This is a genomic window from Vallitalea longa (assembly GCF_027923465.1).
GTDB classification, from domain to species: Bacteria; Bacillota; Clostridia; order Lachnospirales; family Vallitaleaceae; genus Vallitalea; species Vallitalea longa.
On record NZ_BRLB01000022.1, the window covers coordinates 1 to 12,665 of the forward strand.

Consider the following 12,665-nt stretch of genomic DNA (forward strand, 5'->3'; position numbering starts at 1 on the left):
AATTTACTAAGGAATTTCTTGGGTAAAACTTTTACTAAGTTTTTGGTTGTTTCACTGTTCAGTTTTCAAGGTTCTTTGTTGTTGCTGTTGCTGTTGTTGTTTTCACCAGCGAAAAGAATTATATCATCCCACATAATCAAAGTCAAGCTTTTTTTCGATATTTTTTACCAGTTTTTGAACACTTATTAATCAATATACTTCTAACGCCTGATATTTACAGGGTTTACAGCGTTTTATAAAACTACATAATAATAATGTTTTTTTTATAAAATAAAAGAAATATGCTATTATTATGCGCAAAATAATGATTTTTAAATATAAAACTTTTTATACTCACTATATAATATAATTATATCAATTGCTATTTATTTTGATTTCTACTACAAATAATTACATAAACTGTTTTTCATTTAACCTTTTAATACTAATTCAAGTACATGAAAATTATAAATTAGTTAGCTTATAAGAATAGAAAAGAAACTTTCCTATCTATATTAAGAATAAAGAGACTACAACTTATAAAAGATTTCACGAAAATTAGGAAGTAGACCTTTTCTTTTAAATAAAATAAAGACCTAAATCCTATAAAGGTATTTAGGTCAAGTAATTATATTATTTGTTTGTTAGTACGCTTAAAATTGATTTGATACTTATTAATCTTTAAATGATACTTCTTTTAATATTAGTAACAATATTCATTAATAGGTTATTATTATATAAGACACTAGCGACTTCTGAGACTTTTAATGTCTCAAAAACATTGTTAACGTTAGGATTAGCACTCATTAGGGACATTACTAAGAATAATACCCATACTATAATTACTCCTTTTACTGCTCCTAGTATTAGCCCTCCCATCTTATTGATTTGATTAAGAACTGGCAATTTACTTACCAAATCAAGTATATTGATAAGAAGTTTAACTAAAATGGTAACAATGATAAATACTCCAAGGAAACATAAAATATTAATTATTAATGTTGCAATTAAACCACCTATGTATTCTCCAATGCTATTAACATTAAGTAAGTTGTATACTTCACTATTATTATTAGTTACCAATAAGTGTTTGAATTGTTCTGGCAAATTTAATTGATTAATAAAATTAATTTGTTCTCCTGTAGAATTAACATTTTGAGTTGTATTATTTAGATTCAACAAACCAATTATTGAGCTTTTAATCGACACATACACTCCTGTATTTTTAATTAGAAATTGGCTTACAAGTGGGTATAAATACATCGTTACTACAACCGAAATAATCAAGGATACAAAACTAAATAGAGTCTTAATTAGTCCCCTATTATATGAAATAATAGCGCATACTACTATAATCCCTATTACTACTATATCTAACCAAGTCATTTTTCAACCTCCTTATTTTGTTATTTTTACTACCTTATATTCATTTTGCAAAATAATCAAGAAAGTATTATTACCAATAGGAATAATATCTTTCATATCTCCCTTCAAAGTGGATTCCCAATTGATTTTACCATTATAATATTCTCTTATGAACAATTCGCTCTCAACATAATATTTGTCTGCATTTCCAATTAGACTAGTAATTTCACAATCAAATTCTGTAACATTTAATTGCTTACCTTCATTACTAAAAGTAACTAGACTATTTTCCTTGTAATAACCTTCATTCTTAACCACTCTACCAAAAAGAACGAGTAATTTATCTTCTGTATACTTTACCTTGTTTATCTCATTAGATAATTCAATACGCTTTATTTCTTCTGGAATAACATCTACATTATAAAATAAGATTTGATTATCTCCAACTGCACTGACTTTCTCATTATCAAGGAATTCAACTTCTGGAACAACCGCTCCTTCAATGCTGAAACCTCCAGTAACCCTTTCATCATATTCTTGTCCAGTATCACTAAAATTAAAAAACGTCAAGTTAGATATAACTGAACTTCCTTTTACAAACAAATAGCTAGTAACCATTTTAGTTCCATCAGGTGAAATATCAAAACCTAAAGGATGTCCGTCATTTTCAAGGAATGTTTCTCTCTGAATAATTTTAGTTCCATCTGAATCATATAATTCAATTATATGCCCTTTATTACTTTGACCTATAATTGCAACTATCCCATTTTCATTGATATCAAACATGAGAATAGGGTAATTAACATTATAACTCCTCACAAAACCATTTTTATCAAATAAATAGATATTTGTAGCAGAAATATCACCAACAGCTAAATAATCTTTAACTTTTACTACTTTTGGATTCATCATATTAAATGTTTTATCCCATATGGTTGTCCCTTTCATATCCATCATAGTGACACCATCTTTTGAAGTCCTAACTATATTTTTCCCTAATTCATTTATATGTATTTTATCAATTGGGTTATATTCAATATTGTTTACAACTTCCAAATCGACTTTTCCACTAATAAAACCAAACCCCTTTGGTCTAATAACCAAAACATACACTGTTATAGAACAAATAACTACTAACATTATGAAAAAAATTTTTATCCTTTGTTCCTTCAATCAATTTCACCTGCTTTTTATATTTTTAGTAATTGTTTTTCCAAAAGGAAACATGCTGTTTTTTACCTTAACTTTAATTTGTTCGTATTTCATTTTTATAAAGTATACAAGAATAAGTATAACTTCAAATACACCTATATATCCAAATATAGGATATATTTTCCCTACCATATTTGAAAAACCTATTTGAGAAAATATAACTGCATATAGTATAAACACAGCTAATTTTATTTTACCATATTTAGTGTTTTTTAGCTTTAGTTTGGATAAAATACCATAACCATTGGCTACAGCTGTTGTAAACATAGCTGATAGTAATACTACGATATAAATATATTGTAACACCTTGGCATATCGCATTACAATAGCTAGCATAGGAATTTCTATTCCTTGTATATCAGAATAATGTACTAATATTACTAAACCCAGTATTATACCTATCATGCCTAAAGCTATTCCTGCTATGAACGAACCAAATCTTGCAATAAATTTACTCTTAACTAATTTGTGTAGCGTAGTTAACACTACAACCGCAGTAATTATATTATATGATACGTATATTATGGCAGAACTTAACCAATTGTCCCTAACAACTAAAAATACTTCTACAACTTTGTTCAATACCGTAGTGCTCCTGAAAAACCACATATATAATCCAACTATCAATACCCCTACTAATAATATAGGTGCTAAAATTGAATTAACAGCTATGACCCCTTTTACATCAAATAAAAAAGTTACATAACAACAAATAGCCATAACCAGAACTCCAACTTGATATGGTATATGAAATCTCTGTTGAAACAATGCACCCGATCCTGCGAACATAGCGCAAAAGCAAACAAACATAAAAAATATAACTGACACTTCCAATATCTTTCCGAATGTTTTTCCTGCTATAGGATAGATGAATTCTTTATAACTTTTCGCTTTGTTAAAAAAAACTATTTCTAATACAGCCCATCCAACTATTGCAAACATTACACCTGTAAGTAATAATCCTATCATACCTTTGTAACCATAATATGCAAAGAATTTCATCAATTCTTGCCCAGAAGCAAATCCTGCTCCTAATACAGTTCCAATATATACAGATGCTATTTTTATAGAATTCTTAAAATCTGACTTCAACTAATCAACTCCTGAACATAAATGTACATTATATATTTATGTTCAGAAAGTGTATTTATACCATTTAACTAATATTAAACATGGAATAAAAATTAATCTACACCTTAAATTTATTTTCTTAGTATTCCATCTCGATAATATAATTAATTTATTATGATATACCAACAATTATTATTAAGAACACTAATTCATAAGAATATAATTACTACTAATCGTATATTTCTTATAAAATATTAAGAGGGTAAAATTAATTGTTTGTATTTTTCAATATATTCTTTTGCCGATTTATCCCATGTAAATCTCTGACCCATACAATTTTCAACTAGAATATTCCATTTGGTTCTTTCATAATATATATCTAATGCATTGTTTATTGATTCCATAAAATCATCTATGTCATATTTGTCAAACATAAAACCTGTTCCCTCTAAACTATCACTGTCAAAAGGTTCTACAGTATCTATTAAACCTCCTGTTCTTCTGACTATAGGAACAGTACCGAATCTCATACTGTATATCTGTGATAATCCACAAGGTTCAAATAAAGAAGGCATCAAGAAGAAATCACAACCTGCATATATATGTCTTGCCATTTCATTATTGAAATCTATTATTACTTTTACTTTGTCTGGATACCTAGCAGAAACGGATGTAAGTAACCGCTCGTACTCTTTATCTCCTGTTCCCAAAATAATAAATTGAATATCTTTATCTATCAACTTTTCTATTGCCTGTATACATAAATCTATTCCTTTTTGTTCACTTAGTCTTGAAATCATACCAATTAAAGGCACTTTTTTTGTAGGTAGAGAAACTCTCTGCTGCAAATAATGTTTGTTTTCTTCTTTTGCAATAATAACATCATCCACATTATAATTTCTATAGATACATCTATCTGTTTCACAATTAAATTTATCATAATGTATTCCATTGATAATACCACATATTTTGTTTTTATATTTACGTAGAATGCCATCCAATCCATATCCAAATTGAGGAGTTTGAATTTCTTCTGCATAATTATAGCTTACTGTATTAATTAAGTCAGAACATACAATACCACCTTTCATGAAAGAGATGTTTCCATAGTATTCTAATATCTCACTATCGTAATATTTATATGATAGACCTAATCTTTCAATACTTCTTTTATCAAATACTCCTTGATATTGTAGATTATGAATAGTATAGATTGTCTTAATATTATCATAAAAATATATTTTACTATATTCTTTTTTGAGAAGAAAAGGTATGAGACCGGTATGCCAATCATTAAGATGAATAACATCTGGTTTAATATTAAGGAGAATCAACATTTGCAATACGGCCTTTGAGAAGAAACCGAATCTTATGTCATCATCTTCATAGCCATAAAAGTTATCTCTCTCAAAATAATCATCACTTCCTATAAAATATGTGGTAAGCTTTTTTTCTTCATATTTATATATATGACAAACTCTAGTTTTCCCTTCTATTTCTATAATAAAGCTTTTAATCTTCTTCAATACAAATTTTTCTTCTATTTTTTTATATTTCGGCATAACGCGTATTACTTTTAACCCATTTTCAGCCAATACTTCAGGTAAACATTCAGAAACATCTCCAAGACCTCCTGTTGTACCAAAAGGAGAAATCTCAGCTGATACATATAAAATGTTTAGAGTATTATTAATCATAATATATCCTTTCTTTTAACAGATAATATTAAATATTCAAAATATACATTTAAAATTATATCACAATTTTATAGTAGAATTATTAAACTTATATTAAGATATTAACCATAACTCTTATAGTATATAATTATTAAAATAAATTTATGCTGTAAAATTAGAGATTTACATATTAGTATCTCAAATTTTCCACCTTAAATTCAAATTTTACTTAACAACATATTTTTATAAATATTTAAGGTAAAACTCTAGAAACTTTAACTTATATATATTATACTACCATTGAAAGGAGTTGTTATAATGAGCAAAATGGCTAAATTACCAAAAAGAAACGAAATTAGCGAAGAATTTAAATGGCAATTAGAAGATATGGTTTCTTCAAAAGAAGAATGGGAAAAATTATATAATGAAATTATATCTGTGACAGAAGAAATTAAATCTTTTGCTGGCAAGTTACAAGATTCAGCAGATACATTACTAGAGTGTTTAAGGAAAAGAGACTTCTTAGGAGAAAAGCTTTCAAGATTATATGTATATTCTAATATGAAATTACACGAGGATGCTAATAATGCCGAAGCACAAAATACATCTGAAAAAGCTAATTCACTAATGGTTAAAGTTAATAGCAGTATGTCTTTCATTGAACCAGAAATTTCTGCTATACCAGATAACGTATTAGAAAATTATATGAATTCCTCTAATGGTTTGGAATTATACAAAACTTATATGGAGGACCTATTACGTAAGAAAAAACACATTCTCAGTATGGAAGAAGAGTTATTACTTGCAAGAGCACAAGATTTAGCTCAAGCTCCAGAAAATACATTTGCTATGTTCAATAATGCCGATATCAAGTTTCCATCAATAAAAGATGAAAATGGCAATGATGTAGAACTTACTAAAGGCCGCTACGTATCCTTTATGGAAAGTAAAGATAGAAGAGTCAGAAAAGATGCTTTTGAAGCTCTATATGCAACTTATAAAAAATATAAGAACACTTTGGCATCTACCATTGCTGGAAATGTCAAAAAGAATATTTTCTATATGCAGGCAAAAAAATTCAATTCAACCTGCGAAGCAAGTCTTTTTGAGAATAACATACCTGTATCAGTTTACGATCAATTAATAGAAACTGTTCATAAATATCTTCCATTAATGCATCGTTATGTATCTATTCGCAAGAGAATGCTTGATTTAGACGAGCTCCATATGTATGACGTATATACACCAATTGTCAAAGATATGGATGTCAAAATAACTTTTGATGAAGCAAAAGAAACCGTTTTGAAAGCACTTGCACCACTTGGTGAAGAATACTGCAATCTTATTAATAAAGGATTTAATGAAAAATGGATTGACGTGTATGAAAATGAAGGCAAAAGAAGTGGAGCTTATTCTTGGGGTACTTATGGTGTTCATCCATATGTATTACTTAACCACCAAGATAACTTGAATCATATGTTTACTTTAGCACATGAAATGGGACACTCTCTTCATTCTTATTATTCATCAGAGACTCAGCCTTATATCTATGCAGAATATCCTATATTCTTAGCCGAAGTTGCTTCAACAGTTAATGAAGCTCTATTGATGGAATATCTTCTAAAAACAACTGAAGATAAAAATATGAGATTATACTTAATCAATCATTTCATGGAACAATTTAAAGGAACTCTATATCGTCAAGCAATGTTTGCAGAGTATGAAAAACTTATTCATGAGGTAGTTGAACAAGGCGGAGCTCTTACTGCTGACTCATTAAGTTCCATGTATCATGACTTGAATGTAAAATATTTCGGAGATGATATGATAATAGATAGTGAAATCGATATGGAATGGGCAAGAATTCCTCACTTCTATTATAATTATTATGTATTCCAATATTCTACTGGTTATTCAGCAGCAATAACACTTTCCCAAAAGATATTAAATGAAGGGGAAGATGCTGTAGTAAAATATATGAATTTCCTTAAAAGCGGTTGTTCTGAGTATCCTATCGATACCCTAAAAAAAGCAGGGGTTGATATGAATAGTCCTGAACCTGTAGAAAAAGCATTAAAAGTATTTGAAGGTCTATTGGACGAAATGGAAAGTATTATAGAATAATATATATACAATTCACTATTTTGAAAAGGGGCTTCCTAATAATGCATTTTACAAAATTACTAAGATTTTAGTAGAATGCATTATTAGGAAGCCCCTTATTTTAAGGTTTTGGTAATTTTATTTCCTGCCCTATATATATTTTATGCTTATCGGTGATATCATTTAATTCTTGAATAGCTGGTACCATATCTTTATTATTATAGAATTTTTGACTGATGGTATTAAGGCTATCTCCTGCTTGAACAGCATAAGTGCTAGGTACTTCAACTGGAGCTATAGTAGTAGTGTGCGGTATATCAGTTTGATCATTTACTTTCGTATCTCCTGTTGTTTCTGTTTCTTCTACATCATTATTCTCCTCATTAGCTGGTTCATAGACATTTTCATTTTTATTCTCAAGATTTATTACTTCCTTCTTGATGTTATTATATTTTTCTGTCATAGTATTCATGGCAGTTTTTACATTATTTAGTTCTTCTATATTATTAAGTAATCCTATCCCCATAACTAAGCATATTAAAACCAATCCTCCACATAGTATAGAAAGCATGTTGATAAACTTTTTTTGATATGCCTCATCTTTTTTCTGTTGATCTTTCCTCCTGAATATCTTTATTATATCTTTATTCTCATCAATATCTGGCTCATTCATTTCTTCACTCTTAGTTTTATTCTCCAACATATAATTATGCATTGAAGGATTTTTATCATAATATATATAATACCCTTTTTTTTCTTTTAACTCACCTTTCTCCCATGTATAAAATGAATCTTCTTTTTCTAAGGGATCCACTATATATAATATTTGTTTATCATCCATAAAATTTTTGCTATGGTGTTCTTTTAGAAAAGATGTTAATAATATACCGTAACCAGGTTGAGTATACATCCAACCTACAACACTATAATCTTCAAAATATTTTCTGATCTTTTCATATACATGATACCAAGTACTTTCCGTTATACATAAATCTCCATTAACTTTTTCTGTGAAATCTCCTTGAACAGCGCCATCTATAGTGACTATGACATCTCCATTATATGTATAATACTTTCCTATCAAAAAAGCTATTCTCTCACTTGTTTTCTTTTCTGCTGCAAATTGTTGTAAATAAGAACACACGTAGTCTTCCATATAAATTCTATTACCTTCTCTTGCATCACCAATTTGGCGTACATTTTTTGGTAGAGAATCTAACTTATCTAGGTATATATTATTATTCTTATAGTTTTCATTCATAATTTACACACCCCATAAATACATTAAATATATGAAGATAATAGCATATATAGATAAAAAATTTTATCAAAGCTTGTCTATAGAATATTTTTTTATTCGCTATTAAATTTACTTTTTTTGTAAAAAATGATTTGTATCAGATTATGATGCATTTATTTATAGAAAATTGGAATTTATTGTAAATTGTTAACTATATGTATTTATCTGGTTTAATAACTAATTTTTTTGCTAAAAATATATATATCAATAAATATCTAAAGTTAATTCCTCGTAAAAACGAACCTTTTTTTATTCTATAAAATTCTAAGGAAGTAGGCTGATAAAATGAAAATCAAAAAAAATCATGAAGAAATATACTATTATAATGTTTCAGATATATCTGCTATCAATAGCTTTTCTAATACATTATCTAGTTTTCTGGAAGAGAACACTGATATTAATACTAATATAATTATTTTATGTATAGGTACAGATAGAGCTACAGGTGATTGTCTGGGACCTATCGTCGGTTATAAATTAAAGAAAATGTTATTGAATAATGTAATTATTTTAGGTACATTAAGCAAACCTGTTCATGCGAAAAATATTGAAGAAACTGTAGATTATATTAAAACCACTTATGCAAAACCTTTTATAATCGCTATAGATGCATGCCTGGGAAAAATGGATCATATAGGTTATATAAGTATAGGAAAAGGTTCTATTAACCCTGGTGCGGGTGTTAATAAAACCTTACCTCCTGTTGGTGATATGTATATTACTGGAATAGTCAATTTTTCTGGCTTCATGGATATGCTTATACTGCAGAATACCCGTCTTAATACTGTTATGAGTATGGCTGATTTTATTGCATATGGAATAAGACGAACAATCAACAGCTTACGCCGTTCTGTTGGATAATTATTAATCTATAATTTATCCACATAAGATTCAAATAAATTATTTCTGATATTCTTGACAGTTATATTTTTACCTAATATGGCTCCCCATATATTAATAGTGTAGTTACATATACATTTGTTCTTTTGAAAATAATTATGTGACATTGTCAATGTTTGTATAGAACTAATTTTTACAATAGATTGTTTTTTGCGAAATCCTTTATATGAAAGATAAACTAGATCATCTGACATACCGATACCAGTATTTTTATACTCCATATGTCCAAGCAGTAAAGCTATGCCCACTAAGATTATTGAAATAAATCCATAATTGATATTATAAGTTGCTATGCCTGCAATAATAACAGTTATTAATAATCTCATAAATATAAACCTTATATAAGAATTCTTGGATGCATGATTGACATTACCGTCATAATTAAATTCAGGTACAATATCATCTATTATTCTATCCCTTAACTTATTACTACAGAATGGGTATAAAACTGCTCTTTCTCCTTTTTCATCACCATAGCCTATACTCTCAATTTCTATTGTACTGACATGAAACAATTGCATTATCAACTTTTGCTTTATATGGATACCCTTTACTTTATCTTTATCGAAACAATAATTCTTTTTACTTATTAAACCATGGCTAATATTGATTTTATTATTTTCCACACCCACAGTATAATAAGAGTATTTTATACAATTCTTAATGAAAGATATTATTAAGCTTATTAAAACCGCACTTAATATTAAAACCGCAATGACATAACCCTCAAATTTGAATTGATTGATATATTCTAAACTATCGAAACTAGTTATGTCTCTTATATCATCTAAATAATTATATATGGCAAATATAACTATAATTCCTTGAAAAATAGAATTGGATACTATTGAATAAAGTATCAAATCTTTAAGACTTAATTTGTATAGATTATATTCACTAGTTTCCTCAGTACTTTTTTCAATATCCTTATCTAAAAGTTTTTGCTTAAGTATCATAGCCTTTTCTTTTGACAAAGTAAGCTTTATTTCACTTTTCTCTGCTTTAACATTTTCTGTATCAACCTTGATGTTGGATAGATTAAATATACGTTCGAACAATCCTTGTGAAGTGTCTATTGTAGTTATCCTTTCTATTGGCACTTCTCTTTTATTGATATTCAATATTCCCTTCTGGTAAAATATAGAGTTTTCACTAAAGTAGAAAGTTGTTTTATACCAAGCTAATACACTATATACAATATATAGTATTATAAATGTAGCTATTATTAATGCAGAAAAAAATGTGCCTATATGTTTGTTCAAATAAGTAAACGCTATAATTATAAAAACAATTTGTGTTAATATTCCATTAATAGCTTGTTTTAGTATATATAATGGATGATTTCTCTCTATATTAGTCAATATCTTCACCTGCTTTAACTACCTTCGCTAAATTCTTAGAAATACTTTCTGCTTCTTCATTAGTTAATGCAGGAATTTCATGTAACCCTCCAGCAGTATTAAGTCTTATAGTTGATAATTTGTATTTTCTATGAATAGGTCCTTGATTGACATCAAGGAATTGTAATCTATTAATAGGAATAATAATCTTTTTTCTAATAAAAATACCATGGATTAATTCAATCTTGTCATTTGATATACTATATTTCCATTCTTTATATTCAATAAAAGGGAATAGAAAAGTATATATCATCAAGTAGCCCATAATCAATACTGTAAATATGTTTATTACATATTTTACACTTACGTCATTAATGGTAGGCATCAAAAGCACATAGATACCAATGAAATACATAATCCCAAATATGATTAAAAAAATGGCTCTAGCTATTATCCAAGCTTTTACAGCCTTTTTATCTATTCTCTTATAATTCATAGTCTTTCCTCCAAATAATCTGTTACTTCGTTAAAGTCTATTTTAATGTAAATTCTAGAGTAACTGGGTTATGGTCAGTATATTGAAAATTAAGTTGCTGACCTTCAACATTGATTATATCAACATTAGGTGATACTAGAAATCCATCTATAACACTGTAATAATTTTCACCTTCTTCATATGGAATATCAACGGTTCTATTGGTTGGAACAGTTTTATCCGCTCCCCATTTAAATCCTTCAGGTAAGAAATCTTCAGGTATTTCTTTTAACCATTCTGGCCACTCTTGTTTAGATTCAAACATACCTGAATCAGTACCTGGAATAGCATGGTTCCAGTCTCCACCTACTATTACATAATTACCTTTATCATATTCCTTGGAAACATAATCTTTCAAAAAATCCAACTGTTGTTTTCGGATTGTACCACCTTTATCATATGCTGATAGATGTGAATTAAGTAGAATAAGTTCTTTACCCTCTTCTACAGGTAATTTACTCTCTATAAAGCATCTATCCAATAGTGCTAACTGTCTTGGCCATTTTTCTTTTCCTGGATATTGATAACGATTAGTTTCTGTTATCTTGTATTTTGAAAAAGTCACTAATCCTGATTTCACACTCCCGTGAGGTTTTGATATAGGAACCGGTACCCATGGTACATTATAATTGATACAATGAATTGAGCTATAATCAGATAGGTTCTCCTTTAACTTTTCATATTCATTGATATTATAACTTCTAGTGGCTTTTATATCAACTTCTTGAAGTAGTATAAAATCTGTTTCTTGACTTTGTATGAATTCGGTCATTCCTAGAAGATTTTCTAATGTTTTTTCTTTGCTTATAGATCTAGATCCTGTTCCTCCATCCATAAAAAAATCTTGTCCTGCATCAAGTCCACAATAACCCATATTATAAGTCATTGCTGATATTTTAGTATCTTTTTTAAGTACTTGTTCTGTGTCATCAGAGACATTAAGTGATATAACTTCTTCAGGTTTATAATCTGTGACTGTCATAAAAATCAAATAAGCAACAACAGCTAATATCAATACAACTAAAATAATACATAATACCTTTAAAAACCTTTTCAACATAACAAAACCTCCATTTTATTTGAATTAATCCTAAGGCTATTAATTATGATAGAAAAAATTGGATTAATACAGTTAGTATCAAGTAGATTTTATCACCTATCATTAGTAAAGTAAATGAAAATAA

10 protein-coding genes are annotated in these 12,665 nt (G+C 28.1%); 2 read left to right on the forward strand and 8 right to left on the reverse strand.

Features of this window, described 5'->3' with window-relative positions; genetic code table 11:
* Window positions 1-660: 660 nt before the first annotated feature.
* From QMG30_RS21785 to QMG30_RS21800, 4 genes are all read right to left on the reverse strand, one after another.
* On the reverse strand, window positions 661-1,365 hold the full coding sequence (locus QMG30_RS21785) for a CvpA family protein (RefSeq protein WP_281819139.1): 705 nt from the start codon (window positions 1,363-1,365) through the stop codon (window positions 661-663).
* Between the two features lie 12 nt (window positions 1,366-1,377).
* Window positions 1,378-2,517, reverse strand: a complete 1,140-nt coding sequence (locus QMG30_RS21790) for a DUF5711 family protein (RefSeq protein ID WP_281819141.1) — start codon at window positions 2,515-2,517, stop codon at window positions 1,378-1,380.
* A 6-nt stretch (window positions 2,518-2,523) separates the two neighbouring features.
* A complete protein-coding gene (locus QMG30_RS21795; RefSeq protein ID WP_281819143.1) occupies window positions 2,524-3,648 on the reverse strand; it encodes a YkvI family membrane protein in 1,125 nt (374 codons plus the stop codon).
* Between the two features lie 233 nt (window positions 3,649-3,881).
* Window positions 3,882-5,324, reverse strand: a complete 1,443-nt coding sequence (locus tag QMG30_RS21800; protein ID WP_281819144.1) for a glycogen synthase — start codon at window positions 5,322-5,324, stop codon at window positions 3,882-3,884.
* 297 nt (window positions 5,325-5,621) lie between these two features.
* Between QMG30_RS21800 and pepF the strand changes: the two genes are divergently transcribed.
* The gene (pepF, locus tag QMG30_RS21805; protein ID WP_281819145.1) at window positions 5,622-7,427 is read left to right on the forward strand and encodes an oligoendopeptidase F; all 1,806 of its coding nucleotides are present in this window, start codon (window positions 5,622-5,624) and stop codon (window positions 7,425-7,427) included.
* A gap of 100 nt (window positions 7,428-7,527) precedes the next feature.
* On the opposite strand, the gene QMG30_RS21810 is transcribed toward pepF, so the two are convergent.
* Window positions 7,528-8,667 (reverse strand): LysM peptidoglycan-binding domain-containing protein, encoded by a 1,140-nt coding sequence (locus QMG30_RS21810; protein ID WP_281819146.1) that lies wholly within the window; start codon window positions 8,665-8,667, stop codon window positions 7,528-7,530.
* Window positions 8,668-8,991: 324 nt separating this feature from the next.
* On the opposite strand from QMG30_RS21810, the gene yyaC reads away from it, so the two are divergent.
* The gene (gene yyaC, locus QMG30_RS21815) at window positions 8,992-9,567 is read left to right on the forward strand and encodes a spore protease YyaC (protein ID WP_281819147.1); all 576 of its coding nucleotides are present in this window, start codon (window positions 8,992-8,994) and stop codon (window positions 9,565-9,567) included.
* Between the two features lie 8 nt (window positions 9,568-9,575).
* Here yyaC and QMG30_RS21820 read toward each other — a convergent pair whose 3' ends face one another.
* Genes QMG30_RS21820 through QMG30_RS21830 form a run of 3 tightly spaced genes read right to left on the reverse strand, consistent with a single transcriptional unit; the run spans window position 9,576 to window position 12,541 of the window.
* Window positions 9,576-10,976 carry a PH domain-containing protein gene (locus tag QMG30_RS21820; protein WP_281819148.1) on the reverse strand — a complete coding sequence of 467 codons (1,401 nt, stop codon included), beginning with the start codon at window positions 10,974-10,976 and terminating at the stop codon, window positions 9,576-9,578.
* On the reverse strand, window positions 10,960-11,442 hold the full coding sequence (locus QMG30_RS21825; protein WP_281819150.1) for a PH domain-containing protein: 483 nt from the start codon (window positions 11,440-11,442) through the stop codon (window positions 10,960-10,962). Before QMG30_RS21825 ends, QMG30_RS21820 begins: the two co-directional genes overlap by 17 nt.
* 37 nt (window positions 11,443-11,479) lie before the next feature.
* Window positions 11,480-12,541 carry an endonuclease/exonuclease/phosphatase family protein gene (locus QMG30_RS21830; RefSeq protein WP_281819151.1) on the reverse strand — a complete coding sequence of 354 codons (1,062 nt, stop codon included), beginning with the start codon at window positions 12,539-12,541 and terminating at the stop codon, window positions 11,480-11,482.
* Window positions 12,542-12,665 lie beyond the last annotated feature (124 nt).